At 60.5% G+C, this 25,425-nt stretch carries 23 protein-coding genes; 5 read left to right on the top strand and 18 right to left on the bottom strand.

Going from position 1 to position 25,425, the window contains the following annotated elements; all coding sequences use genetic code 11:
- Positions 1 to 128: 128 nt before the first annotated feature.
- The 5 genes from coaE to PKKP23_RS18760 form a co-directional block, all read right to left on the bottom strand.
- Positions 129 to 755, bottom strand: a complete 627-nt coding sequence (coaE, locus tag PKKP23_RS18740) for a dephospho-CoA kinase (RefSeq protein WP_126877991.1) — start codon at positions 753 to 755, stop codon at positions 129 to 131.
- Between the two features lie 36 nt (positions 756 to 791).
- On the bottom strand, positions 792 to 1,727 hold the full coding sequence (locus PKKP23_RS18745) for a prepilin peptidase (RefSeq protein WP_161978118.1): 936 nt from the start codon (positions 1,725 to 1,727) through the stop codon (positions 792 to 794).
- A 28-nt stretch (positions 1,728 to 1,755) separates the two neighbouring features.
- Positions 1,756 to 2,982, bottom strand: a complete 1,227-nt coding sequence (locus PKKP23_RS18750; protein ID WP_126877992.1) for a type II secretion system F family protein — start codon at positions 2,980 to 2,982, stop codon at positions 1,756 to 1,758.
- Positions 2,979 to 4,202 carry a GspE/PulE family protein gene (locus tag PKKP23_RS18755; RefSeq protein WP_240659065.1) on the bottom strand — a complete coding sequence of 408 codons (1,224 nt, stop codon included), beginning with the start codon at positions 4,200 to 4,202 and terminating at the stop codon, positions 2,979 to 2,981. The genes PKKP23_RS18750 and PKKP23_RS18755 overlap by 4 nt, the downstream gene beginning before the upstream one ends.
- Positions 4,203 to 4,449: 247 nt before the next feature.
- A complete protein-coding gene (locus tag PKKP23_RS18760) occupies positions 4,450 to 5,775 on the bottom strand; it encodes an HlyC/CorC family transporter (RefSeq protein ID WP_176049026.1) in 1,326 nt (441 codons plus the stop codon).
- A gap of 274 nt (positions 5,776 to 6,049) precedes the next feature.
- Between PKKP23_RS18760 and PKKP23_RS18765 the strand changes: the two genes are divergently transcribed.
- The 3 genes from PKKP23_RS18765 (at position 6,050) to PKKP23_RS18775 (ending at position 7,911) form a co-directional block, all read left to right on the top strand.
- Entirely contained in the window at positions 6,050 to 7,156 is a 1,107-nt protein-coding gene (locus PKKP23_RS18765; protein WP_126877994.1) for a site-specific integrase, read from the top strand.
- A 76-nt stretch (positions 7,157 to 7,232) separates the two neighbouring features.
- Positions 7,233 to 7,685: a hypothetical protein gene (locus PKKP23_RS18770; RefSeq protein ID WP_126877995.1), complete on the top strand. Its 453-nt coding sequence runs from the start codon at positions 7,233 to 7,235 to the stop codon at positions 7,683 to 7,685.
- A gap of 16 nt (positions 7,686 to 7,701) precedes the next feature.
- On the top strand, positions 7,702 to 7,911 hold the full coding sequence (locus PKKP23_RS18775; RefSeq protein WP_126877996.1) for a hypothetical protein: 210 nt from the start codon (positions 7,702 to 7,704) through the stop codon (positions 7,909 to 7,911).
- A 28-nt stretch (positions 7,912 to 7,939) separates the two neighbouring features.
- On the opposite strand, the gene PKKP23_RS18780 is transcribed toward PKKP23_RS18775, so the two are convergent.
- From PKKP23_RS18780 to PKKP23_RS18835, 13 genes are all read right to left on the bottom strand, one after another.
- Positions 7,940 to 10,984, bottom strand: a complete 3,045-nt coding sequence (locus tag PKKP23_RS18780) for a conjugal transfer protein TraG N-terminal domain-containing protein (RefSeq protein ID WP_161978119.1) — start codon at positions 10,982 to 10,984, stop codon at positions 7,940 to 7,942.
- Between the two features lie 233 nt (positions 10,985 to 11,217).
- Positions 11,218 to 12,579 carry a shufflon system plasmid conjugative transfer pilus tip adhesin PilV gene (gene pilV, locus PKKP23_RS18785; RefSeq protein WP_126877998.1) on the bottom strand — a complete coding sequence of 454 codons (1,362 nt, stop codon included), beginning with the start codon at positions 12,577 to 12,579 and terminating at the stop codon, positions 11,218 to 11,220.
- Positions 12,580 to 12,929: 350 nt separating this feature from the next.
- Entirely contained in the window at positions 12,930 to 14,423 is a 1,494-nt protein-coding gene (locus tag PKKP23_RS18790) for a conjugal transfer protein TraH (protein ID WP_126877999.1), read from the bottom strand.
- Positions 14,424 to 14,629: 206 nt separating this feature from the next.
- A complete protein-coding gene (locus PKKP23_RS18795) occupies positions 14,630 to 15,328 on the bottom strand; it encodes a hypothetical protein (protein ID WP_126878000.1) in 699 nt (232 codons plus the stop codon).
- A 1,430-nt stretch (positions 15,329 to 16,758) separates the two neighbouring features.
- The gene (locus PKKP23_RS18800; RefSeq protein ID WP_126878001.1) at positions 16,759 to 17,001 is read right to left on the bottom strand and encodes a hypothetical protein; all 243 of its coding nucleotides are present in this window, start codon (positions 16,999 to 17,001) and stop codon (positions 16,759 to 16,761) included.
- 10 nt (positions 17,002 to 17,011) lie between these two features.
- Entirely contained in the window at positions 17,012 to 17,197 is a 186-nt protein-coding gene (locus PKKP23_RS18805; protein WP_138721039.1) for a hypothetical protein, read from the bottom strand.
- Between the two features lie 84 nt (positions 17,198 to 17,281).
- Positions 17,282 to 17,602: a hypothetical protein gene (locus tag PKKP23_RS18810; RefSeq protein ID WP_126878003.1), complete on the bottom strand. Its 321-nt coding sequence runs from the start codon at positions 17,600 to 17,602 to the stop codon at positions 17,282 to 17,284.
- A 137-nt stretch (positions 17,603 to 17,739) separates the two neighbouring features.
- Positions 17,740 to 18,600 (bottom strand): hypothetical protein, encoded by an 861-nt coding sequence (locus tag PKKP23_RS18815; RefSeq protein ID WP_126878004.1) that lies wholly within the window; start codon positions 18,598 to 18,600, stop codon positions 17,740 to 17,742.
- 420 nt (positions 18,601 to 19,020) lie between these two features.
- A complete protein-coding gene (locus tag PKKP23_RS18820) occupies positions 19,021 to 19,977 on the bottom strand; it encodes a tyrosine-type recombinase/integrase (RefSeq protein ID WP_161978120.1) in 957 nt (318 codons plus the stop codon).
- Complete coding sequence (locus PKKP23_RS18825; RefSeq protein ID WP_126878005.1) at positions 19,970 to 20,362, bottom strand: hypothetical protein; 393 nt, start codon at positions 20,360 to 20,362, stop codon at positions 19,970 to 19,972. The genes PKKP23_RS18820 and PKKP23_RS18825 overlap by 8 nt, the downstream gene beginning before the upstream one ends.
- 138 nt (positions 20,363 to 20,500) lie before the next feature.
- Positions 20,501 to 20,626, bottom strand: a complete 126-nt coding sequence (locus tag PKKP23_RS34835) for a hypothetical protein (protein WP_275094577.1) — start codon at positions 20,624 to 20,626, stop codon at positions 20,501 to 20,503.
- Between the two features lie 690 nt (positions 20,627 to 21,316).
- Complete coding sequence (locus PKKP23_RS18830) at positions 21,317 to 22,600, bottom strand: hypothetical protein (RefSeq protein WP_240659059.1); 1,284 nt, start codon at positions 22,598 to 22,600, stop codon at positions 21,317 to 21,319.
- 114 nt (positions 22,601 to 22,714) lie between these two features.
- A complete protein-coding gene (locus PKKP23_RS18835; protein ID WP_126878006.1) occupies positions 22,715 to 23,404 on the bottom strand; it encodes a hypothetical protein in 690 nt (229 codons plus the stop codon).
- A gap of 209 nt (positions 23,405 to 23,613) precedes the next feature.
- On the opposite strand from PKKP23_RS18835, the gene PKKP23_RS18840 reads away from it, so the two are divergent.
- Positions 23,614 to 24,696 (top strand): hypothetical protein, encoded by a 1,083-nt coding sequence (locus PKKP23_RS18840; protein WP_126878007.1) that lies wholly within the window; start codon positions 23,614 to 23,616, stop codon positions 24,694 to 24,696.
- Positions 24,693 to 25,400 carry a hypothetical protein gene (locus PKKP23_RS18845; protein WP_126878008.1) on the top strand — a complete coding sequence of 236 codons (708 nt, stop codon included), beginning with the start codon at positions 24,693 to 24,695 and terminating at the stop codon, positions 25,398 to 25,400. The genes PKKP23_RS18840 and PKKP23_RS18845 overlap by 4 nt, the downstream gene beginning before the upstream one ends.
- Positions 25,401 to 25,425: the final 25 nt, after the last annotated feature.

Below are 25,425 nucleotides of genomic sequence, written 5' to 3' on the forward strand. Positions count from 1 at the left end.
GCGGCGCCGTGACGCGCCCCGGAAAGCATGCGTTGATCGCGCTGCGTGGGGGCTGGCCCTTCGTTCACCGTATTGTCATGGACTGCGCTTTTCCTGCACGCGCCCAACTTGGCTTCGCCTGCACGCTTCTACGGCTGGTGTGGTTTGCGCACTTGCTCGCTCGCGAGGGCAAGATACCGGCGATGGAGCGTCTCGACCTGAGCAGTCAGGGCATCAATCGACGAGCCGTCGTTCACGACGACGTCGTCCGCGGCAGTGAGTCGGGCTTCGCGGGAAGCCTGACGGGTGATGATTGCAAGCACCTGTTCCCGCGTGAATCCGTTTCGCTTCATGACCCGTTCGATCTGCGTTTCGACGGCGCAGTCGACGACGAGAACGCGATCTACCCGTGTTTTCCAGTCTCCGGACTCCACGAGCAAAGGAACGACGACGATTACGTACGGTCCCTGCGCTTCGCGTCGTTCGCGATCCGCCTCGGCGCGAATGAGAGGATGCGTGATGGCTTCGAGCCGCTTGCGCGCGGAGTCGTCCGAGAAGACGAGCGAACGCATGCGTGCCCGGTCCAGCGACCCATCCGCCGCCGCGAAGGAGGGACCAAACTCCGCGACGATAGGTGGCATGGCGAGACCACCTGGCGCTGTGATGCGATGGGCGATGAAGTCTGTATCGACCACAGGAACGCCGCGTGCCGCGAACAGATCTGCTACGGTCGACTTGCCGCTTCCGATCCCTCCGGTGAGCCCAACGGAGAACATGAAACACGCTCCCAAATACGAAGTTAGAACGCGAAGTTAAAACGGCGTGAAATAAAACGGTGTGCCGAGAAACAAGGTAGCGAGCCCTCCGGCTGCGAGAAAAGGACCGAACGGCAGCGGCTCTTCGAAACGCATACGGCCTGTCCACGTTGCGACGAGTCCGACGACTGCGCCCGCAACAGCGGCAATCACGACGATCTGCGGCAACGCGGTCCATCCGAGCCACGCGCCGAGCGCCGACAGCAGCTTGAAGTCACCATAGCCCATTCCCTCCACGCCACGCACCAGCCGGAACAGCCAGTAGACGCACCAGAGTGCGAGATAGCCCGCAATGGCACCGATCACGGCGTCGTGCAGGCTCACGAACGTACTGCTCAGATTGACGATGAGGCCGGCCCACAGCAGCGGCAACGTCATCGAGTCGGGCAGCAACTGGTGGTCGAGGTCGATGGCGCTGACCGCCAGCAGCGTAGCGCACAGGCCGAAGGCGACCAGCGCCTTGCCGGTAGGACCAAATGCGGCGAGGGCGGCTACTGCGCACAGCGCACTTGCGAGTTCGATGAGCGGGTAGCGCACGCTCACATGTGTCTTGCAGTTCGAACAGCGTCCACGCAGCAGCAGCCAGCTGAGCACCGGGATGTTTTCCCATGCGTGCAGCACGTGGCCGCAGTGCGGGCACGCGCTGCGCGGCAGCCACAGGTTGTAGCGCGGCGGCAGGCCATCTTCAGGAAAGAGCTGACCGGTTGCATCGGTTACTTCGGCACGCCACGCCCGGTCCAGCATGATGGGCAGACGATGCACGACGACGTTGAGAAAGCTGCCGATCACGAGCCCGATGACGATCGCGAAGCCGAACTGCACGCTCTGCGGCAACGCGCCGAAAGCGAGCGTAAGTGCGCTGGGCGGATGCCCCGCGACACCGGTCAAGCCGCTTCGCGCGGTATCGGACAGGAACGGAAAGAAAGCGGACATGGACGGATGACGGAATCTGGCAGCGATGCTACACCACGTTGCCGAGTTGAATGATGGGAAGATACATGGCGATCACGAGCCCCCCTACGAGCGCCCCAAGCACGACGATCACGAGCGGCTCGCAGAGGCTCGATAGTGTGGCGATCTTTTCGTCGACCTGGCGATCGGCGAGTGCGGCGACATCGAGCAGCATGGCATCCAGCGCCCCCGATTCCTCCGCAACCGCAACGGGCTGCACTACGTCGGAGGGGAAGCACTGCGCCGCACGCATGGCGGCCGCGAGCCGTTCGCCACGAGTCAGGCGGTTCGCGATGCCGGCGCTCGCCTGGTCGAAGAAGGCGTTCCCGCTTGCGTGCGAGAGCGAGGCGAAGGCGTCGGCAAGCGGTGTGCCGGCCGCGAGAAGCGTTCCAAGCGCGCGGCTCCAGCGAGCGGCGCAGAGGGTTTTCAGAAGCGGGCCGGCAATGGGGATGCCGAGCACGAATCGCCCGAACCGCACGCGTGCCGTGTCGGAACGCCTCAAGAGCCAGCGCAGTGCGAAGGAGCAGCCGATGACGAGTGCCGCCAACGGACCGCTCCAGCGCGCTGCGGCGTTCGAGAGCGCAAGCACCGTTCGGGTGGGGGCAGGCAAGGCGGCGCCAAAGCCATCGAAGATCTGTTTGAAAGTGGGGACCACCCATATGAGCAGTGCCGCCGTGATCGCCACGGCGAACAGCAGGACGGCAACGGGATAAGTCAGCGCAGAGCGAACCTTGGCGCGTTGCGCGGCGGCGCGCTCGCGGTCGTCTGCGATTCGTGCGAGCACGGCCGGCAACGCGCCGGAGGCCTCTCCGACTGTGACCAGTTGGCAGTAGAGCGGACCGAACTGCGCCGGATGCCGGCCGAGCGCCGCAGAAAAGCCGATGCCCGCGGCAATGTCGCGTGAAAGTGCCGCCGCGATGCGCGGCATGCCGCGCGGACCTTCCGCCTGCGCGAGCAGATTCAGCGCGGGCGCGAGCGGCAGCCCGGCGCGCAAGAGGCTGGCGAGTTGACGCGTGAACAACGAAACGTCGGCGTGGGCCGCTTTGGGTCTCGGCGCGGTGCCGCGCATCACAAGTTCGAGTGCGAATACGTTGTCTCGTTTGAGCACTTCGCGCGCCTGAGTGGCATTTGGCGCGACAAGCGAGCCGCGCCGCGGTGCCCCGGAGGCGTCTATGCCACGCCACGCAAAGCGCAGTTCGCGGACAACAGCGTTCGCCTCGGCTCGTTCGACGCTCATGCCACCTCCGTGGCGGAGAGCGCTTCGTCGAGACTCGTGGTGCCGTCGCAGACTCGCGCGAGCGCGGCTTCGCGCAGGCTTGCCACGTGTTCGGCGCGAGCCTGCCTCGCGATTTCGTGGCTCCCCGCGCGTTGAACGATGAGTTCGCGCGTGACGTCTGAGACCGGCATCACCTCGTGCACGCCGATTCGCCCGCGATAGCCGATGCCGTGGCAGTCGGCGCACCCGCAGGGCGAGTAGGGCAAGCAGTCGTCGGCACGGTCACCGGCCACCGCTCGCCACGCCCCCAAATCTTTTGCCGGCATACGACACCCAGCACACAGCCGCCGCACGAGCCGCTGCGCAGTCACCATGCGCAACGCCGCCGCAAGGTTATAGGGCGCCACGCCGATGTCGATCATGCGGGCGATGGCGGCTGGTGCGTCGTTCGTATGCAGCGTCGAGAGGACGAGATGGCCTGTCTGGGCAGCCTTCACCGCGACGTCGGCTGTTTCCTCGTCGCGGATTTCGCCGACCATGATGACGTCGGGATCCTGGCGCAGAAATGCGCGCAGGGCGACCGCGAACGTGAGTCCCGCCTTCTCCCGAACGCTAACCTGGTTGATGCCGGCAAGCTGAATTTCGGCGGGGTCTTCCACCGAGCACACGTTGCGCGAGTCCGTGTTGAGCATTTGCAGGAAGCAGTACAGGGAGAGCGTCTTGCCGCTGCCAGTCGGACCGGTCACGAGCACAAGGCCGTGCGGGGCGCGGATCGCGGCTTCCACGGTGTGCTGCTGTGCCTGACCGAGTCCGAGTGCCGCGAGCGAGAGATCGGCAGGAAGCGCATCGAGGCGTCGCAGCACAAGCTTTTCGCCAAACAGCGTGGGCAACGAGTTGACGCGATAGTCTTCGTTGCGCTTACCTGTGAGCGCAAGACGCAGCCGCCCGTCCTGCGGCACGCGCCGTTCGGCGATATCCATTCGTGCGAGCACTTTCACCCGCGTAACGAACGCATCGCGCAAATGGGCAGGCGGTCGCGCGAGTTCGTGAAGCACGCCGTCGACGCGCAGCCTCAAACGCCAGCCGTGTTCGAAAGGCTCGATGTGCACGTCGGACGCGTTGCGTTGCGCAGCTTGTTCGAGCGTATCGGCGAGCAGCCGGACGGCGGGCGTGTTGTCCGTGTCGCGGAGCGCGGGCGGCGTATCGGCAGGGCGAGCCCGAGTTGGCGAGCTTGCTGGGATGGCGCCGGCTGCGGTTCGAGCGCTCGCGGTGCCGCCGGTCACACTGCCAGGAAGGGGAGCCGGGACCAAATGGCCTTCCTGCGGCGAGGTCGGCCCGTATGGCCGCGAACGCTCCGATTGGGCGTGCTGCGTTTGCGAGGTAAAAGGGGACGTCGAAGGAGACATCGAAAACCGGCGCTGTGCCGCCTGCGAAAGATGATGGTTCATCATCGGTCACAGACGGTTCGACCGGCATTCGTCCGGATGGCTAACGCTGCGATGCCTGCATGGTCTTGCTGCCTTTCGTGCCGCCTTTCATGCGGCCTTTTGCGCCGGGCCTGAACAGCTTCACGGTGCGGATAGCCTGATCGTCGCTTCGCATCACCTCCAGCTTCACGTCGCCGATCTGCACGCAGACGTCTCCGTCCGGAATTTCCTCGAGCATTTCGAGGATCAGACCGTTGAGCGTCTTGGGTCCGTCGGTTGGCAACGAAATCTGCAGCCAGCGATTCAGCTCGCGCAGCGGCATGGCGCCCGACACAATGCATTCGCCTTCCTCGTTCCATCCGCCGCGCGCTGCGCCGCTGCGGGGCATGGACGTGGTGAACTCGCCGATCAGTTCCTCGATGATGTCTTCCGGCGTGACGAGCCCCTGAAGTTCGCCGTACTCGTTGACGACGAGCGCCGTGCGCTGCCGCGATTCCTGGAAGTACTGGAGTTGCTGGAACACGGGCGTCCCGGTCGGTACGAAATAGGGCTCCGCGAGCAGTTCACGCAGCGTTTCGCGCTCCAGTTCCTGGTTGTGCAGCGCCGCCAGCGTTTTGCGCACGTGAAGAATGCCCAATACACGGTCGATGTCGCCCTGGTAGACGACCAGCTTGTTGTGGTAGCAGGTTTCGAGCTGGTGAAGGATGTCCTCGAGCGGTGCTTCGAAGTCGAGCGCCTCCATCCGGCGGCGCGGGATCATGACATCGTCGACAGTGATGTTTTCCAGATCGAAGAGGTTCAGCAGGATGCTGCGGTGCTTGGTAGGCATGAAGCTGCCGGATTCGAGCACGATGGTGCGCAGCTCTTCGGTGGACAGGCGCTGCTCGCGCGCGCCTTTGGTGTTGATGTGCAGCAGCCTGAGCAGGCTGTTGGCGAAGAGGTTCACGAGCCAGACCACCGGTTTTGTGATCCGCATCAACGGGGCGATGAGCAGACTTGCCGGCAACGCGATCTTCTCGGGATAGGTGGCGCCGACAATTTTCGGCGTGATTTCGGCAAACACGATGATGAGGAACGCGACGATGCCGGTCGCGATGGAGAGCACCACGTTGTCATGGCCGAACGTATGCAGCGCGATCGACGTGGTGAGCACCGGAATGATGGTGTTGAACAGATTGTTGCCGATCAGGATGACCGAGAGCAGCAGGTCAGTACGGGCGAGCAGCCCTTGCGTGACCTTTGCACCGAGGACGCCCCGGCTTGCCAGATGTTTGAGGCGATGACGGTTGATGGCCATCATCGCCGTCTCGGAGATGGAGAAGAAGCTGGAGCAGATGAGCAGCAGGAAAACCGCGCCTATCTGCGCCCATAAGGGGAGTTGTTCCACGCGTCGAGAGGGAAGAGGAAATAGGGATGGGACAACTATATCAGAGGGGGATGACGCTTCCAGCCTGGCCGGATGGCCAGACTGTTGTGCTATCCGGAAATCGCGGGCGAAAAAAAACCGCGCAACGGTGCGCGGTTTTTCAGTAATTCTGGTCGGGGTGAGAGGATTCGAACCTCCGGCCTCTACGTCCCGAACGCAGGGGTTATTTCTTTATTTGACGGCCTCTTAGCGGACGCGTACTATTTTCTGGGACAGATTTGGGACAACGGTCGATATGGGAACGATCACGAAGCGGGGGGAGTTGCAGTGGCAGGCCAAGGTGCGCCGGAAAGGCTTTCCGCAGGTGTCAAAGACGTTCATGTATCGCGAGGACGCTGAACGATGGGTACGGGCGCTCGAGCGTGAGCAGGAAACCAGCGGGTTTATCAACCGTCGAGAGGCCGAGAGGAATACGCTGGGCGCGGTGCTGCTCAGGTATCAGCGTGAGGTTACCCCCACCAAGGTGAAGTCGGCGGCAATCGAGTCAGTCAAGATCGACGTGATTATGAAGGACACGGAGCTGGTCGGGATAAAAATGTCGGCCATCAACGGTACGGCGCTTGCCGCATGGCGCGATCGCCGATTGAAGATCGTCTCGGGGGCGACCGTTAACCGGGAGATTGACGTGTTATCGGCGGTTCTGAACCATGCGCGGCGCGAGTGGGGTATCCACGTCGAAAATCCGGTGCCATACCTCCGGCGGCCAGCCAAGGCGCGCGCACGCGACAGGCGCTTTTCGGCGGACGAGGAGCGCTATTTGATTGCCGCCCTGTCCGGCGGCGAGCGCAAGGACGACGGCACTTTTGGGCGTGGCGCACGGAACCCTTGGCTCTTGCCGCTGGTACAGCTCGCTCTGGAGACGGCCATGAGGCGCGGAGAACTGCTGTCGTTGCACTGGCGGAATGTCGATCTGGACCGCCGCACGGCGCATCTGCCAGACACAAAAAATGGCGATGCGCGTACGGTTCCGCTTTCGTCGCGGGCCGTCGCGATTCTGAAGGCCTTACCGTCGTGTCCAGATCCGGACGCAGGCGCCGATTCGTTGCCGCCGGGCCCGGTGTTTCCAACGACGCCTATGGCGCTCCGAAAGGGCTTTACTAGGGCCGTAGAACGGGCGCGGGAGGACTACGAAGCGGACTGCAAGGAGGCAGGCAGGCGCCCGGAGCCGGCTTTCCTCAACGACGTTCACTTCCATGATACGCGGCACGAAGCCACGTCTCGCATCGCGGACAAGCTCGCCAATATTCTGGAGCTATCGGCGGTGACTGGACATAGGGACGTTAGGATGCTACGTCGGTACTATCACCCGCGAGCAGAGGATATTGCCAAGAAGCTTGGTTAATCGAGTAAGCGGCCCGGCACGGTGCTACCAACACCGCGTCGGACCTAACCACAACCCACCTACCCAGAGGTGCATTATGGCTGTCAGCATTCTCCCACTTGTAGTCCGAAAGGCCGAGCACACCTCGGCACAAGAGACCGTCGTGGTATTTACAGCAACGATCAGCCCAACAGCGCTCGTCGAGGCGCTCCATGTGCAGGCAGAGCCGGAAGTGATTCTCGGCATTGTGAGCGCGATTGCTGAGAGCACGCGTAAGTCCCCGCGGGCGCTCCTGCCCTTACTTTTCGTGCAATTCGCACGCGGCCACGGCATCAACGTCCGTGTGCCTCAGGATCGTGATGAACTAGACGTCGTTAATCGACTTTACTCACAGGAAGGGCATGGTGTTCTAGGATTCGACAGTCACGGCGAGGTCGTCTCGCTGAGCAATCGCTCGGGGTCGGTCAGCCTCGAGGAACTGTCTTACATGCAAGCAACGCCGCTTTTCGAGCAAGCTCTACGGAAAGCCGTCGCGTGGCTATCCTTTTAGCGAAAAGGGGCAAAAAGTGAGCATCCTGCAAACCGTTGTTTTCCAGTTCAAGTGCCTGTTTCTTGGCATCGGCATCGGCATCGACGTCGAGAACTTTGCCGACGAGCGTGAAATCGAGTCCGTAACCGATCTCGATTTCAACGCGGATAACATTGCCCCTAAAATCGGGCGCGGTGACCTCGCCGCGGAGATCGGGCGTAGTCTTGATGCTGGTGGTTCGTATTGATGTGTTCAGCCTCCTACCCACGCCCTAATCAGGGCGGCGGCAGGCCCGGTGCGATTGCAGCAGCCTGTTCCGGTGACCCCGGTACATTGGCCGCTCGATTTTGCGCGTCGACGCTCTGATCCATCGTCACCTTGTCCTGCGTCCGCTTGAGCTGATTCTCAAACGCTCCCCCGCCTCCCGGCCCCATACCTACTGCACCCGCTGCACTACCGAACCGGGTGGGATGATCGCCGACCGACAGGCCAGATACCGGATTCAGCGGTGAGTTCGCGACTCCAACTGACCCATTGGCAAGCGACGCAAGAGCGCCACCTGTGCCGCTGCTTGCGGCTGAGCTGATAAAGCGATCGACGTCCGCTTTCGCATACAGGCTCTCGGAAACACCGCCGTGCCCGGCCGAAGAGGCCAATGCGGCCGCGCCGGCTGTCGCCGCACTCGATACGCCGGCAGACTGACTACCGAGACTTTGCGACAGGCCGCTGGCCACACCACTTGCGCTCGAGAAATTCATGCCTCTCAGCGTCTGGTTCGTGATGTCCTGCGCCTTGCTCACGACGCTTTCTCCACTGATGAGACCGTTCTGCGCCATACCTTGTGCCGTTTTCATCGCATCGGCATAGACGGCAGACTGTACGGCCGCGCCGATCTGTGACGAATCACTACGCTGATAGGCCATCGTAGCGAGGTCAGCAACATTGACCGATGTTTGTACACCCGACTGCATGACGTGCTGAGCCTCATGCGCAAACGACTGGCTCTGGCTAAGAGCCTGCTGATAGCTGTTTTGTGCCGACTGCAACTGCGACTCCGTTGCCCTGATACTGCTCGACACTTGGTCGATTTCCTTCTGTTCCCAGCTGGTTCCGGTCGACGCGCTAGCACCATCTGTGAAAGTCTGACCGGCACTGACCTGGCTTCCCGTAGCCGCTAACCTCTGCGAAGTGTCTTCATGCCGGTGTCCAGCCTCTCCACCTATCGCGACGCCACTGCCAGCAACTTTGAAGCCGATGCTCCCACCGGCCTTAGCACCGTAGAAGTCCGAGGTGGTCGACAAGGTATTTGTTTTCACATCCCGGGACTGGCTGCTGGCAGAGGTCTGGTCGCTGCCTGTTTGATGGACGATCTGGCCACTGTTGTCGATCCCCTGCATAAGACTATGAAGGTGTGCCTGCTCACCGGCCAACTGGTGCTGCAGCTGCTCGACGCGTTGATGCGCAGCGCTCGTCTGAAGCTGCACCTGCTGAGCCAGCTTGCTTGCATCGCCGACGCCTTGCCCGTAGCTGATCGTGGCGGCCGCCGCGCGCGTTCCCGGCCCGACCAGTGGGCCAAGCGAGTTCATGTCGGCAGGTTTTCCAGCCGACATATTGGATACGACGGCGTTCGGCGAGACGGCGCCTGCATTGGCGTAAGGCAAGCCCAGCGATTCGACCTGATGCTTTGCTGCGTCGGCGTTCGTCAGATCGTAAGCATCGCCCGCAGCGCGGTCGGTGTCCATGTAGTCCCGACCGGTGCCGGTCGCTTTCCCTGCCAGCATGCTCATCGTGTAGACCGATCCAGTCAGCAGCGAGAGCGTAATGATCGGAGTTGCGGCGATCATCGTCGAGCCTGTGTAAATCGTGCTGCTCACCTGCGTATAGAAATTGTCGATGCTTGCCGGCGACATGGTCGAGCTCGAGGCGAAAGCCAGCAGTCGATCCCAGAACGTGATCTGGATGTAGTAGGAGAGAACGGCAGCGATCGGAAGCCAGCTCTGGCTCCAGATCCCCATGATGAGCCAGGAGCCGTAGATCTTGAAGCCGCCCCAGCCCATGGTGATCGCCACGATGGCGACGATCGGCGTCAACACGATGAAGAGGAACGAAAACGCGTTCATTGCGTTGGTCATGAACGACTCGAAGAGCGATGCTTCGCCTGCTGTGTCGATCATGGCCTTGTTGCGCGCGTTGGTCATGAGGGTTGTGAAGGTCACGGCCGGCTGCTGCTGGTCGAGCGATGCCTTCTGCGCGGCCCGGAAGACGGGGCTGAAGACAAGGTTCATCATCGTGGCATCGCGCGACTGCATGTTACCCGCCGTCAGGTTCTGGGCGCTCAACGCTGTGCTCGCCAGATTGCCCGCGAGCAGGTTCAGTGAGTTGTCCGCCGCGGTCACTGTGGACGGGCCATCGGGATTTGCCGTTGCCGCCCTGGAAAGAACGTCGGATGTAAAGGTGTCGCTATCGATATAAGCCGCCATGGCGGCGTAGATTTGTGGTCCAGCCTGACTGCACGGCATGGCCGTAGATGTGACGGTCTGGTTGCCGCTCGCGTCAGTCTGAAGTGCAAAAAACTCGGTGTACCCCCCCATCTGCCTCTGCCCGTTCGGCGCACCATTGGTATTGTTGTTCAGCAGGTCACTGATCCCGGTATTGGACTGCATGGCCTGGTTGGCCAGTGTCTTGACCGGGCAGTACTTCATGAAACTCACGATACTGGGACAGATGGTACTGTCCTTGGAGCAGTCGTACACCTCCTGCAGCTTGAGCAACATCTTGAGCGGGGAAATCAACCCGTTCGTGCCTTCGACCGTGATTCCGCCGTCGCCAGACGTGGTGAACCACTGGAGGAATTTGTCCGTTACTGCCTTGGTCATGAAACTGGCCAGCCCAGCCGGGTAGGCGATGCCGACCGGCACGTTGTTCACCACGATAGTTTCGGGCGTCACCGTCGTGCCGTTGTCGTTGAAATACGGCTGGACTGTGATCGTAGTGTGGTTGGTAAACATCACCATCGAGACGATCGTAGCCACGAACCAGGGACCAACCAGGAATTGCTGTTTGGTTGCCGAAGCGAAAAGGGTGACAACCAGTCCGGCCAGCGCGCCGGCAAGCAGCCCGCCGGTCATTACGGCCGAGCCGCTGTCCCCATTGCCGAAAAACGCGGCAAGACTGGTGAAGGCGTTGGCGATGGGTTGCGGGTCGCCCGCACTCCAGTAGACAGGGAAGGTCGAACTCGCTTGCGCGAATGCCCCTCCACTGAAAAGAAGAGCGGCGAACCCGGTAATAACTGCAAGCACGCACGAAGTCTTGTTTTGCACGTCACGGCTCCTCAGGTCTTGTCGCAGGCGAAGAACCAGTTGTATCCGCTGCATAGGTCCATGCAAGCGTGAATCCGGCCAAGCACCATTGAGTCAGGAAAGCCAGCCCTTGGCATCGAACGTAGGGTGTTCCACCACCTGGCGGCTGGCCGGTGTTTCCGCGATATCGACGCCGCCACACATCGTTCCGGAGGGTGCCGAGCCGACTGACCACACAATGCATCGCAGGCGGATCAGCTACCATAATTTCCACCCGTCGCGCTTTGCTGCGTGCAAAACGCCAGCTCGTTATCCGGGCCGAATTGCGAGATGCTCCAGTGAATTCGGGCGTATCCTGGAGGGCAACCAAGATAAGGGTTATATCCTTGGCACAGGCTTCCGGTCGTCCCGTCACCTGTGACCAAACCGCAGATAGACCCGGGCGGAGAACTCGCAGCCGTCCACACGCCAGATTCGCAAAGAAGTGGCCCGGTTGCGCCCGCCCCTATGTACTGCGGCCCCGGACAGGCACCGCCGACGGTCGCAGCCCCGTTTACAAGGACATAGCCACCCGAAATCATGTTGCCGCCCGACTGGATTTGCCCGAGGGTCGTGCTGTTGCCGTTGACCTGCGAGTCGCCATTGACCTGTAGGTTCCCGGTCGAATAGAGCGTACCTCCCTGCACCGTGGCGCCAGTGGAAATGTTTCCGTTGGCCACCACGTTTCCGCTCTGGTCAACCGAGAACAATTGCAGATTCCATGGGCTGTTGACCAACCGGAACATACCGTTATCGCTTTCGAGATACACGAATTGCCCGTTTGCACCGACGAGACCAAGCACGCCCCCTTCGGGAATCTGATTGAACGACACAACTTTCCCGTTCGCGAGCGTCACCGACGGCGCTGCCATCGAACCATTTGCGAGTGCCTGCAAGCTTTGTGTGCTGAGCTGGTTTGCCCCCGTGATATTGTTGTTGTTCATCCCTATGCTGGTGTTCATGTCGTTGAGCTGGGGCTCATTGGCGACCAGATTCCGATATAGATAATTGTTGCTGTTCATCGCTCCGTTGAACGCAAGCAGAGATGCCAAATGCCCCGCGCCCGGATTGGTATAACCAGTCATCGAGACCTGCCAAGTGCCGTACGTGCCATAGGCGTTGCTCGATGTCATGCCGGCCCCGGCCTGATTCGCGTAGGGGATAAAACCACCCTGCGCTCCCGCCTGGGCAGCGACCTGTACAAGCTGCTCCTGATTCGTGATTGCCGGACCAGTCGAAATCACGAGCGGCTGAAGCGTGCCAGTAGCCGATTTCAGAACCTGCAGCTGAAGAGTCTGACCAAAGGGATTCTTCGCAGCGAAGCCGTTCGGCAGATCACCGGCGGCAATCAGCTGCGCAGCGGTCACGGAGACTGGCGTAGTGGTGGATGCCGTCGACATGAGCGTCGATGAATTGTCGGCGACATACTCCGCGGCAGCATTATCGAAAATAACCAGTTGACTCGCCGCGACCGCGGTCTGCACATTGCGGGCGCCAAGGGTGATCCAATGCATGACGCTCCCTGTCTCAAGTAGCCCGATGGTAATCGCTACCAAAACGCCGATAATCGCTTGCATCTTTGCTCCTTCACGGGTTCACGATGACAGACTCAAGCGAAGAGCCCGTGGGGAAGTCGTCGGTACGGGCAATGCCGACTCGGTAGTAAGGCCTATCGTCATGTCTCAATGTCGAATGAGAACTGCTCACAGTTGGAAATACAGGCTGGGCGGCAGAGTTTGCGCTGATCGGGAGACAGCTCAATGCCAAAGCTAACCGGAGATCTCTGCAGAGAATTATTCGGGCAACAGGAATTTGTGATTCTTGTCCACAGCCCATCGCCTGTGTGCAACCGGCCGGGCGCCTGTGCCCGCCCTGGGGCCGGTTGTGCATAGGTCGCGGCCGAAAGGCCGCGAGGCTGTGGGCAAGGTCAGCGCGTATTGCTCACGGCTACACTTTCCGAGCCTAACGTTTTGAGCTCGTCGACGATCATCATGACGCGGTGTGCGCGCTCTTCGAAATTGTTGTGCAGCTGAGCATCCCTTTCAAACTGTGCAAGTGCGGCCTTCTGCGAGTCGCTCATCGGCACGATGCGCTTCATCGTGTTGTCAATCGATTGGGACGCTTGAGTGGTCGGGTTGTAGGCTTGGCGTACTGCGCTGACGATGGCATAAGCTACCGACGCCGTGACCTGATCTGCCATCGCGTCGACCAGCTGGTTGTAGATTTGGAGAGCGTCGTTCTGGTTCATCGAAGACAACTCCATGATCATCTGCTGCATGTTCACGCCGAGGCTGCCAACGAAGGCCTGCTGCGTCGATGTGAGCGCCACGCCCTTACTCATGAAGTCGATAATCGAGCCTGACTGGATCGCGGTGATGATGTTCCCCGGTTGGCCTGCTGTACTATCCGGCGCGGCAGACTGGACGCCAGCCAGTTGATCGATCAGGTAGCGACGGATGCCCTGATACGTGTAGGTCGCCTGCTGGATCTGCTGGCAGCCTTCGTCGTTTGCCTGAAAATCGTTGCACTGGTAGGCAATGCGTGGCTTTGCCGGATCGTAGCCTTCTTTCAGGTCGCTCCAGGTGAGAGTAGCCGCGAAGGTCTTGTCGTCTTTCGGCGAAGTCGACGCAGGACTGTTATTGATGTCGGGCACCACCGATGTGCCAAAGAGGCTCATCATCAGTTCCATACCCGGCTCTTGACCGCCGAACACACCCAGATCGATCGTATTGACAGCGCCCGTCGCGAACATCGTGTTGAAAAACGAGTTCCGGTATCCCGTTGTGTCGTTCTGCCGCGCGCCCCGGTTAGCATTTGGGCCGTTGGTAAATGCGGCGTTCAAACCCGCGAACATGTCCGAATACCAGCCCTTGGCGACGCCCGCGGCGTTTTCCGCAGCAGTCTGAAGCGCTGAGGTCCCGCCGACCGAGTCAGCCGCGCTGACCGTGTTCACTGCCGCGCCAACTACGGCCTTGGTAACCGCGCACGAGTTGATCTGGCCGGAGTTGAGCATGTCGGCGTAGTGCTTCATCGCCGCCATGATCGCGTAGCAGTCGTCGCAGATCGCCTTGATGGCCAACTGCATCAGGTAGCCCGGCGCCGCCTGGATGATGTTTCGCACGAGCGACTCGAGTTGAGCGCTCGACAACATCGAAAAGCTGCCAAAAAAAGAGTCGATGCCCGAACAACCGGCCGAGAGCCGTGGTGGGTCGATATGCAGCAACTGGTAGTTCTGCACCGGCGCGCGCATGTAATAGGACGGGCCGTAGATACCCATGCCGTTCTGTCCGCTCACCGAGCCTCCGGGCGACGAGGCCCACATTGCATCGAGTGACGAGTTGATATTGGCGTGCGCCGTCGAACCGGCGGCAAACACGAAGGCGAAAAACGCGGCCCGGCGTACCGCGCGGCGTAGATCCATGGCTGACTCCCGATGGTAAGAGGGCCAAGCTACACGCTCTGGCGAGCGGCGATTAATTCATTTGTACCTTAGCGATTACACGTGGCGGCAACGCCGACAGGTCTGTGGTATGCGATCAGTTTTTTGATTGCATAAATGCAGAATATGCGCGTGCAATCAATCTTCTGATCGCACTCACATCACGAAACTGCATGCAATTTCTGCTATCAGTTTTCTGATTGCACGTGTGGCAGTTCGATGAAATGAGGCTTCTGTGGTCTGCCGCGAGCAATCGCGCTAGGCACTGCGCCCGCTGGCGTCCAGTCGTCAGGCAGGCGTCGCATGTAGTACAAAAACGTCGGCAAGTCGGGCGGAGCGCCCTTGCGTAAGCGCCGCCACTCGCCGCGGATGTAGTTTGCAAGCTGTCCGATCTGCTTTCGGACGATGCGGAATCCGGCCGAGCGGTACAGATGCCGGATAGTGGTGAGCAACTGCGCGAGATTGTCTCGCGCGATCGCGTCGTGGATCCGCTTGCGCCATTGCTTGATGGCCTCCTGAGTGAACCGCCACGACCAGCCTACGCCGTCATGCACAAGCTCGTAGCTACCTACGGCGATGCGCTTCTTCGTCGGGTCGTGCATCGTCTCGCGTCCAATCAGCCCCTTTCCCTCCGTGGCCATCAGAAAGCCCGTCACAATTCCGTCCTCCTCGACAGAGAAAAACCGCGCCCGTGCGATTCCGGCCATCTTTCGCCGGTACCTGGCCTGCTTGCTGATCTCGGTCTCGTATTCTGCGGCGAACTGCCGGGAGAGCTGAGCGGCTTTGGTCGCACTGCAATGGATGAACTGATAGCGGTCGTAGCCATCGATTACCGCATCCTGAACACGCTGCATCAGGACGAAAATATGCCGGTAGTGCGCGTGCATAGCCGAGACCTAATAAAGTGACCTGCCACACTCTATAAGGGTTTTGGGCATGTAAATAATCCAGATGCGCGAGACTTGATAACAAGAGGTTCCTTGGACGGTGAAGCCGTCCGCTGGACGGTGCCGATCGTGGCCAGCGAGCCACGTCGGCATCGTCCAGCCCCGAGGGCGCAGCCCGCTGGAGCCTGGCCGACTGGCCGGGCGTGAAGTCGTCCGCACATACTTTTCGGCGGCGCATGTCGATGCGACCGTGCGAAACGGGGAAGAGGCCGCCACCCTCTGCATGTAATACCAAAAGGGGGGCCGCCAATCCCCCGCCAACACACACACGTCGCTGAAGCCAGCACGCCAATGCCGGCAAGCACGCCGTAGCGTGGTGCCTCTAATAGGGCTCGCCATGCTGCAACGGGCGCTAGGTGGTGCAATTCCACCTTTCGACCCAATCCCCGTATAGGGGCGAGTGTTGGGCGACGTGGACACGGACGGCGGGAGGAAATGCCCGCCGGTCCTGGTCATACGCGAAACCGGGTGAAAGTCCCGGACGTGGGCAGTATCGAAAGAGCTGGACACGTTCCGCACACGTAGGCTGGTAAGAGTGCAGAAATGCACTAGGCGGCGAGCAAAAATAAGCGAGGCAACCCTTCGTGTGACGCCGTTCGCACCGTGGGAAACCGCGGGCGACCTGTATAGCTCAAGCGTGTAACGGCATCCCTCGAGGATGCTGTGCGGAGTTGCATAAAGCCTGTAGCCTAAGGGGTGGAAGCCTTGGGCCAGTCAGGTGACGAAGAAGCGCGTACGTAGTAGCCGATCCGCTTTGGAACCTCGGGACGGCGAAATTCCCTTCGGGGAGGTAGGGGCCGAGCCCCAAGCGTGCGTAGTGGAGTCAGCAGGCGTTGTGCAACGTAGTAGCGGTGATCTAACACGGGAAGCGCTGACTGCCGTTGACCTTGGGTGGCACCAAGGTAGGCAAAAGCGTGGGAGCGTGGCTCAGTAGCGTGGATCTCCCCTGTTCACCTGGCAGTGATGGGGCCGAGGGAGCGAAAGGCCGCAGCGTGTGTTGTGACGTGTGTGTGTTGTGTGGCCCGGTCGGGCTTGGCGGCCCGACCTTGTTTGGCAACGAGTATCAGTGGTTCGAGAGCGAACCGTAACTATGACGATGGCCGTCGAGGCCCTTTAAAAAACGCGGATTTTCCGCGCAATGGCTGATGCCAGGAGAAAGCTCGTCCATGCGAAACGACGACAGCAGAAAAGGTAGCCCAATGCGGGCTGAATCCGGGCGTGTGTCGCCCTAAACCACAAACCCCCGTGCGCCTATGGCCTCGGGGGTTTTTCTTTGAAGAGGCCAGCGACCGCATGAACGATCCGCCGCTGGTCCTCGATGGACTGCCGGCAACCGGCCAGGAAACTAGCGAGCACGTCCCGGAACATGATTACCTCGCAATTATCGACGCGATGATGCTGCCAATACCGACGATACCAGCACCGATGCCCATGCGAGTAACGACCAGCATCTGGACGGCCTCCACGCCATTGCGCTTCGGAAATTTCCGTTCGGCATAGGCGACGACAGCGGGAGCTGTGCGGCTCAGCGCGGCTGGCGCGCGAAGGACAAGAGCGTAGTAGCCGACAACGTAAGCCACCGGCAGAGCCGCGGCGATCAGTAGTGAGTTCACCGGAAATTCCTCATTTTTTGATGGTCCTCCATAGATCGATCAGCACCGGCACGCACAGCGCACCGAGAATCCCGCCCACACCAAGCCCCATCAAGAACACTGCGGACCAGGTCCCATGCGTGCCGCCCGCCGCGAGCCAGGCTTCCGTCTGCTCGCTGCGCAGATCCTCAAACCACACGAAGAGGATGTATCCCACCACTACCATGCTCCCTGCCCGCGCGAGTCGAGATCGCCACCAATGGCCAGAAGTGCGCTCCATGATCAATTGGTACCGTGGTTCCTAGTAAAAGCGGTATTCGCGCCGCGCAAAGAGAGCGCCCGCAACGAGTCCGACGATGTACGTTACGGCTTTGAGAGCAGCCATGCCGAGCATCATTGACGGCGTGACGCCTGTCGCCAACATATCGATGAATGCATTGAAGCTGCCGCTTTCATACCGTACCCAAGACCAGAGATCCTTGGAGGCAAAGAGAACGATCGCAGCGGAATTTGCGGCAATGGCCCATTTTTTCCAGTTCTCGAATTCGTGCGTCCAGTAGGTTACGACACCTGCTATCGCGCCCGTCAACAAAACAACGACGAACAATTCTGCGGTTTGCATCAAAATCCCTCCCCGGTCGTTTAAAACTAAGCGATTCGATATCCACCGAATTCATCGGTTCGAATATACGGCAACGCCGGGTCAATTGGTGACACTACGGTCAACCAGGTGGGCCCCGGCAACACGTCAATGAAGAATTATCCCTCGTAGGGCTCGTACTTTGGAGCAACGAACTGCGTGCGCACCCATGCTTCGTCGGCAAGCGCGGCGACGATCCGCGGCGGGAGCGTTTGCCATGACAGGCCGGCGAGCTTCATGCTGTCCTTTCGCTGCCACTGGCCACGACGGATACGACGCCACAATGTCCGGGCAAGCACCACCCGCGCAACCCGGCCATCCTCGCATACATGGAGCAGCACGGCTTTCGAAAGGACAACCCGGAGATAGGCGCGGGTGTCGTCGACCAGCGCAACGTCGACGCGCGCGCCGCGCCGATGTGCGCCGGCGAGAAGTCGGCGCACGCGAGGATAAAGTGGACGCAGGCAGACGGCGACTTTGCGTAACTGAGCACCTGATCCTTGTGAGGTTGCCAGCCAGCATACTGTGCCCACGAGTCGATGCATCCCGTTCGCGCAGAGCAAGGCACCTCCGACACCGGTCATCTTTAGCGGCTCGGCCGCCCATTCAGCCGGGAACCAGCGAAGGCCGATTTCCGATTCCATCCAGCCGATCGACTCGTCGCGCCAGCCTACGCCATGCACCCCTTGCAGCAGCACGCGCCATGTCCGGGCTTCGGGTGCGAAGTTCTTGTGGCCAAGGGCAACGACAGCCGTGAGAGGGACGTCCAGAAATATTGGCTGTACGGCCTTTTCGGCGAGAGCCTCGATCGCGGCTCGGATATCGCGTGAGAGTGCGACCTCGAGGTCCAGCGCGGGTTCGCGCGAGGAAGCCACGGCGCTCTTGATCCGGGCAGCGGCACGGGCGGCGATTAGCTCACGGGCAATATCTCGTCCGTACAGAACTTCGAGCGATTGTTGTGTCGGCGCCTTGTCAGCCATCTAACTCCCTCACAAATTTTCCCACCATCGGAAGGGCGGCCGTTTGGTTAAGCAGCGTGCAAGTCGCGAGCGACCGCAGGATCACATACTTTTCGTTAAGCGATTGATTTTGAACGAGGTCCTACTAGGACTGTCCGTTCGACTCGTTGGGGCGTGTGAACGACGAACATCCCTTCTTGCACGGCCGGCACCTCACAGAAAGAGCGTGGCGGCAACCGCAACAGATCGGTCCTACCTAGCGGTAATGCTCCCTAGATCGATTTTGAGGTATTTTACGATTATAAAAATACCTCGCACGGCCCTTTCTCTACGAAGCCTACTGAGCGGCTACCTTCCTTAAAAAACGCGCTTGCGCGCGGGGTTGTCGGCTCAAGGGTCGACGCATTGGTACAGCGGCATGCCCCTGCCGGCCACGGCCCATTACAGGCGGATGCGTTCAATCTCGTCGAGGCTGACGTCTTCGCGTCGGCGGTCATACAGCTGCGTGGTGCGCGTCGACGCGTGATTAGCCATCGCCGCGGCGTTCTCGAGCGTGCCGCCGTTCTTCAGGTAGGCGGTGATGCCGGTCGCGCGGAACGTGTGATTGCCAATCTTCGTGGCGATGCCAGCCGCGAGTGCGCGTCGGCGCACCATCGCGTAGGCGTTCGCCTGCGGTAGCGGTGTAGTGCTGAGCTCTCCGGTGCCGCGCGCGATCGTGCGAAACAGCGGCCCCTTCGGCTCGCCGGCAATGCCGGTCTCCTCGATATAGGCGTGCAGGTACCCCTCGAGCGTGCGGTGACAGGGCATCGCGTGCGCCTTGCCGCCCTTTTCGCGCAGGCGCACCCACAGGCGCCGCTGCTGTACGTAGACGTCCTCGACGCGCATGGCGAGCGCGGCGCCCACGCGCGCGAACGAAAACACCATCAGCGCGATTAGCGCTCGGTCCCGCAGCCCCACGGGCGTGGTCACGTCAATGGCATCCAGGAGCTGTCGCGCCTCGGCCGCCTCGAGCACGGGCGTTTTGCCGGTGCGCGCCGAGTGATTGGGTCCGCGTACCGACGCCGCAGGGTTGTGCGGCACGACCTGGCCGGTGACGAGCCAGTCGAACAGGTGGCGGATGGCTGCGAGGCGCTGCTTGACGGTCGGCGCCGCGTGCGTGGCCGTCTGCAGCTCGATCCAGCTCCCCACGTGCAGCGGCTGCACGGCCGCGATCGACGGCACGCCGACACCGCCGCACCAGTCCAGAAACTCCGCAGCCGCGCGCGCGTACGCCCGCCGCGTGTGCCGGTTGCGGATCTCCGATGCGAAGAATTCGAGGAAGCGCACGCTGGCGCGGTCGCCGGCCGCGATGACCAAGGCAGGCACCGTCGCCGAAGACCGGACGACGATCTCAGTCATGCTTCTTGTCCTTTGCATGGCTAGTTTTCTTCACAGCGGCCAGCTTGTCGATGAGACGCTCCGCTTCTTCGGCCGAGTTCGCCTTGACCCTGATGCCGAAGCCGCTGGCTTCGGTTCGGCGGCCGGCTCTCCCGTGAACCCAAGCGACTAGGGCGGCCCCGAGAATCTTGAGGGCGTCATGGGTCAGCGGCTGGACAAACTCCAGCACGGTCTGGATCTCGGCGCTGTCCATCGCGAGGCGGGGCGGCACAAGCCGGCCGCCTTGTGACTCCACAACCGCCATGAACTGCTTCATGTCGCGGACATATTGACTGTCCTGCCCCGCAAAGGGGTCGTCGTTGACCGACGAACGCAGGACGAGCTGAAGCTTTTCGACGTCGGCCATGGCCTCTTCCCATATGTTTGATAAAGGACATTATCACATATAGAAGGCCGCGAGAATCTCACGACAGGTCAGTGGCCAAAAAAATCACCGACCCGTCACGGACAGCAGGGTGACGGTAAGAAGGATCGGGATTGGCGCTTAGTGAAGGAGGTGCTGGATCTGGGTCACCGTGATCGCCTCATGCGCATGAATCGCGGTAACCGTGATTACCTTGAACGCATGGATGAGGGCGACGATGATCAGGGTCCAATTGACCTTTTTCATTTTTGCTTGTGCCAATAAAAAACCCGCCTCGATGGGCGGGTCAGAAATGCAAAAGGCCGCACGCGGCGGCCTTTTGCGAAAAGCGGGGGCGCACGAAGGCCCCACGCGAAAATGCTACACGAAAAACAACGGCTCCGCCCCCCCAAGTGAGCCATTAGAGCCTCGGAATCACAATCGTGAACTCCAACTGTCCATCTCAGTTCCCCGGTCAAAAAGAACAGGCTCGGATGAACAACAGGGTGGTAAGCGCAAAAAAACCTGCAAGCTTGCGACGTGCAGGTCTCAGAAATTTAGGGCGAGCGAGGCTTACGCCGCCAATTAAACAACCGGTGCTCTACCTATGCACTGCTCGCCCTGACGTCATCTGTCTAATGACGACAACTCGCAGCGCTATGCGCCACTGGCAGCTTGTTCTTCTTGCCACCGCCAATATGGTCGGTAGCCCGCGCACAACGGCGCGACGTCAAATTAAAAACACATCTCTCTGTCCGACAATCAGCGGCGACAGTGCTTGTGTCGCCGGGGCGCGCCGGGCGCGTTATTTTTGTCGAGGGCATTCGCTGGTTTGTCCGGGGATTGCCGTTCGTTGACGGTACGGTCTACCGGGCCGGGCGAAATGTCATCGATTCGCTTGGGTGCAATTACCGCACCATAACGCCACAATTCTATCACGTCTTACAAATGTGTCCGCTACTCCCAGAATTTTTTGCGGCCGCTCAGCGAGGTTGATGGCTTCTTTATTTGTTCCAGCTCTTTTAACGCACGTGCCATCCGCAAAGTCCGATAACACGAGAGACAATATCTTCCCCGAATCCCTGCCAGAGCGAGTCGCTTGCTCGCGTCTGAAAACACCCAGTTCAGGCAGTGTTCGCACTGCAGCTGACGCTGGGTTCGAGGTAGGCCTTTGCTAGTCTTGGTTTCCTTCCTGATCCCCCAGGCCTGGCAGGCTTTCGCGAAGTCTTCCCACTCGTATGCATGCGGTTGTGGCAGCACGTCCGCCAAGGTCAGAAAAGGACGAGTCTGGGGCCAGTGGCAGCTCGTCGCCGCGCGCCATTGAAAGCCGCTTTTCAGACGCCATCCATCGGGACTCCAGAAGCGCTCATAGGTGAGCAGCATCCCGCGCCAGGCGAAGGTACCAAGCAACAGCAACTGCCTTTTACGTTCGGTTGTCAGTGTCCCATTAGGCTCGTGATGAGCCAGTTCCGGCGCGTCGATCAGTTCGATCAGGTCCGGGAAAAAGTGACGTTGGCGCAACTGCTGGAAGGCCTTCTGGTGTGCGCCCAGTCCGACGATATGTCGATAACCAGATTGAGCTTGCCATACGGCTTCCACGAATGTGACGATCCGTTCAGCTTCAGTTTGAGGATCGCCAGCCGGCTCGGCTGCCCATGACAAGAATCGGTTCACCTGCTGCTGCCGTGCGAGAAGCTGGCTCGCCCGATCAGTGGTTGGCATGCAATCAAGCAGCAGCTGGGTCGACCATTTTTGGCCCATAGATCTTCCTCGCTCGATTTGCCATTGCGAAAGGTTGTCGCCCGGCCAACGCCCTTTTTGCCAAGTGTCCCGCTCTTTGCGGTCCTCGTACTCGAAGAACAGATCCCGATGCGTGTGCTTGCGGCTGCTCTTTTTCAGAGCAGCGCGCTTTTCGTCGGATAGTGAATCGAGATAAGAAAAAATACGCTTTTCGAGTTTTTCGATCAGGACGTCTTCCTGGCGCCCTTCAAGGTCTCCATCCAAATGGACGTGTTCCAGGAGGAACATATTCATCGTTTCCTCGCCGGTACAGGAACGCTCCTGCCGACGAACCTTATATAGCCGATCAAGCGTCTCGATCGCGCGGAAATAGCTGGCCGCGGATTTGATCTGTGCCCGGGATACGCTGCTCGTCATCCGCTGATACCCTAATCGCTCAGTGAAGAAATTAGGCATGACATTGACATAAAACCTGATCTCAAGTGGATATCCGATAGCCATCTGGTAGCTATCGGATATCCACTTTGTAGCCCAGCGTGCGGCTCTCGCGCATGCTGGGCTCGTTCAGCTGTCGGATCGCCGCTTTGACGATCGCCTTAAGGCGCACACGCGGGATCACGCCGCCATCGCCCCGATAAGCTGCCCAACGCACATCGCACCCGCGGCGATACTCAGCGCGATGGGCACGAGCAGGTCGACCGCGCTTTTTGAATACGTCGCCGTGCGCAGCATGCTCTCCCCCGCAATAGCAGTTGCGACAAGACGTGGCAGCCGGTACTGATATCGCTGGCCGCCACTGAGGCCCCGGCTCTGCCCGCCGCGCCATTGCACGGCAATCGTGAACCCAACGTCCCCGGACCACGGCGAATGGTCCGGATGCTGCACTGAGGGTTTCAGGTCTACGGCCGCCGGCCCCCCGAAGTCGGCATAGGCCTGCGCAAACACGTCCCCCTCCACTGCCTCAAAGCCTTCAGTCCATCGGGGCTGACGACGGTGCCGTAGCAGGTAAGCCCGGACGTCAGCTGTGAGGCGCCGTTGAATAGCGGCATACCGCAGCCCCCGGTAGTGGTCCACCAGCGCGCGCAGATCCCGATCGGTGTCGTCGTGAAACCAGTAGCGGAGGAACACGTACGCGAGCACCGCCGAGAGAGCGAGCCACACTTTCAGCGGCGTGACGTTGCCAACCTCGGCGAAGCCGAGCAGCGTGCCGCTCGGCTTGAACGACAGATGAAACACGGTGATCGCAACGATCGCCGCGGACAGCACGACCACGTTGCGGCGCAGCTTGTCGGGCAGGTCATCCATTCTTACCCTTTTGCTGGGATAAATGCTCGGTTGATTCTGTGGTAGACCGGGAAAAGACCATACCGAAACTAGGCAACATTATGGGGGTAATGTTGCCTAGTCAAAGTAAGGATTACAAGAATCGTCACAAAAATAACTCAGAATGTGGCAAAGTCCGCCGAAGCGCGGCCCGCGCACCGAAACGGCCGGCAGCCGATAGCGAACCTTCCATGGCCGATCAGGAGCCTGTCGACCCGCAACTACTCGACGCGCTCTATGCGCACGAGATGTTCTATGCCCATGCGTCGGGCGCGTCCTATGGACTTGAGCACATACGGCAGCTGGAAGAGACTTGGCAATACGAGGCCGACCAGGTCCGGTCGGCCTTGGCCAGCTTGACCGACGAAGGACTGATCACGAAGGAAAAAGCATTCTGGCGTGCCACGCGCGCCGGACTGACGGCGCGCGAAATGCGCTGGCAGCAGCGCGGGATGCGGCATCCGTCACTGACGTCCGGGAACGTTGATTTGCGGGACATAGTTGTCGCGTTGATTGCCAGCGGCGGAGAAGAGCACGAGGGCTTCTCCGTGAACGGATTGGCACAACCTGCATTAAGCGTGTATCTGTTTCGCACCGGCGAAGCTGGATGCGATGGCCTGCTTGAAAAGCTGATCGCGGACGGTGTGGCCCGGAGAATCGATCACGGAATTGCTGGCTGGCCAGCAAGGCTGATACTTTCGGCTGACGGCCGGCGACTTTACGCGCAGGAAATCGTTCCGCGGCTGGGTCTCCGGCCGCCGGCGACAATACTCGCGCCGCTTGAGCCGGAGTGTCTTCCGTTCGACAACCTAGGGCTCGACGCGACGCTCGCCGACAACCTGCGTTTCCGCTGGGAAGAGGCGGACCGTTGCGTCGGTGCGCGAGCTTGGCTCGCCGCAAGCGCGCTGTACGGCTCGGTCCTCGAAGTCATCCTGCTTGGCTGGTTGCAGCGTGAAGCGGCGTCGGCCATGCGTGCTGTCAGTGCGCCACGCGACCGGACAGAGCAAGTAAAGCCGCTCGACCGGTGGACGCTGTCGGATCTCATTAACGTTGCGACGGAACTCAACTACGTCGACAAAAGCCATGCCCGGCATGTGCACGCATTACGCGAGTCGCGCAACCTGATTCATCCGCACAAGCAGATTCGCGAACGCAGCACCCCGGACGGGCATCTCACGTCGATTTCACAGCAAGTGGTCCGCGCCGTAATCGACGCCTTGGCACGCGCGACCACCGCAGACCATAGCCCGAATGCGGAAGGTGGAAGCATATGAGAGATTTCGTACTGACGGTACTTTCCTCCACCGTTGTCAGTACCGCGTTGTGTGGACTGCTTGTATGGCTTGTCCGCACGTGGATGGGCGAACGCCTGCGTGGCGCGATCCAGACCGAGTATGCGGAAAAGCTCGAGAGCCTGAAGGCACAGTTGCAGGCCGATGCGGCCCTCAAGTTGGAAACGCACAAAGCAACGGTAAAAGCACAGGGCGACGTCGAGCTAGAGAAGCTGCGCGCATCCCTAGCGATCGCCGCAGCCGCGCACAACGCACAGTACGGCGGACTGGTCGAGCGACGCTTCGATGCCATCGCCTCGGTGCACGGAATGCTTTTGCGTTTTCACCAAGCTGTACATCAAATGGTGCAGCCAAACCTGTTTGTGGCCGGACCGCCTAACGAAGAGCGATCCGACGCCGTGTACAAAGCGAGTGTTGATTTCGAGAACGCCTACCCCGACAAAAAGATTTTCTTGCCGAAGTCGCTGAGCGATCAAATCGACCACATTCGTCAGTCGCTTGTGAGTAACGCCAATGTCTATCAGATGCTCGTGGTGCCCAAGCAGGACTACGAACGCCACCTTGAAATTTACTTGAAGGTCAATAACGAGCTGCCGACGACGATCGCCGCACTGGAGTCCGAGCTACGCGCATTGATGGGCGACGAGCAGAACCTGAAACAGCAGAGTGCTGTGCAGATCTCATAACAGCTTGGGGGACCATCATGAGCCA

Origin of the sequence: Paraburkholderia kururiensis JCM 10599 = LMG 19447 (genome assembly GCF_003986935.1) — a bacterium.
Taxonomy (GTDB): domain Bacteria; phylum Pseudomonadota; class Gammaproteobacteria; order Burkholderiales; family Burkholderiaceae; genus Paraburkholderia; species Paraburkholderia kururiensis.

Bases quoted from the DNA above. Each gene is read 5' to 3' on its own strand.
- PKKP23_RS18745 (WP_161978118.1), bottom strand. From the start codon at position 1,727: ATGTCCGCTTTCTTTCCGTTCCTGTCCGATACCGCGCGAAGCGGCTTG.
- PKKP23_RS18810 (WP_126878003.1), bottom strand. From the start codon at position 17,602: ATGCAAACCGCAGAATTGTTCGTCGTTGTTTTGTTGACGGGCGCGATA.
- coaE (WP_126877991.1), bottom strand. From the start codon at position 755: ATGTTCTCCGTTGGGCTCACCGGAGGGATCGGAAGCGGCAAGTCGACC.
- PKKP23_RS18795 (WP_126878000.1), bottom strand. From the start codon at position 15,328: ATGCACGCGCACTACCGGCATATTTTCGTCCTGATGCAGCGTGTTCAG.
- PKKP23_RS18815 (WP_126878004.1), bottom strand. From the start codon at position 18,600: ATGGCTGACAAGGCGCCGACACAACAATCGCTCGAAGTTCTGTACGGA.
- PKKP23_RS18765 (WP_126877994.1), top strand. From the start codon at position 6,050: ATGGGAACGATCACGAAGCGGGGGGAGTTGCAGTGGCAGGCCAAGGTG.
- PKKP23_RS18830 (WP_240659059.1), bottom strand. From the start codon at position 22,600: ATGGCTATCGGATATCCACTTGAGATCAGGTTTTATGTCAATGTCATG.
- PKKP23_RS18835 (WP_126878006.1), bottom strand. From the start codon at position 23,404: ATGGATGACCTGCCCGACAAGCTGCGCCGCAACGTGGTCGTGCTGTCC.
- PKKP23_RS18790 (WP_126877999.1), bottom strand. From the start codon at position 14,423: ATGGATCTACGCCGCGCGGTACGCCGGGCCGCGTTTTTCGCCTTCGTG.
- PKKP23_RS18750 (WP_126877992.1), bottom strand. From the start codon at position 2,982: ATGAGCGTCGAACGAGCCGAGGCGAACGCTGTTGTCCGCGAACTGCGC.
- pilV (WP_126877998.1), bottom strand. From the start codon at position 12,579: ATGCAAGCGATTATCGGCGTTTTGGTAGCGATTACCATCGGGCTACTT.
- PKKP23_RS18770 (WP_126877995.1), top strand. From the start codon at position 7,233: ATGGCTGTCAGCATTCTCCCACTTGTAGTCCGAAAGGCCGAGCACACC.
- PKKP23_RS34835 (WP_275094577.1), bottom strand. From the start codon at position 20,626: ATGAAAAAGGTCAATTGGACCCTGATCATCGTCGCCCTCATCCATGCG.
- PKKP23_RS18840 (WP_126878007.1), top strand. From the start codon at position 23,614: ATGGCCGATCAGGAGCCTGTCGACCCGCAACTACTCGACGCGCTCTAT.
- PKKP23_RS18825 (WP_126878005.1), bottom strand. From the start codon at position 20,362: ATGGCCGACGTCGAAAAGCTTCAGCTCGTCCTGCGTTCGTCGGTCAAC.
- PKKP23_RS18845 (WP_126878008.1), top strand. From the start codon at position 24,693: ATGAGAGATTTCGTACTGACGGTACTTTCCTCCACCGTTGTCAGTACC.
- PKKP23_RS18820 (WP_161978120.1), bottom strand. From the start codon at position 19,977: ATGACTGAGATCGTCGTCCGGTCTTCGGCGACGGTGCCTGCCTTGGTC.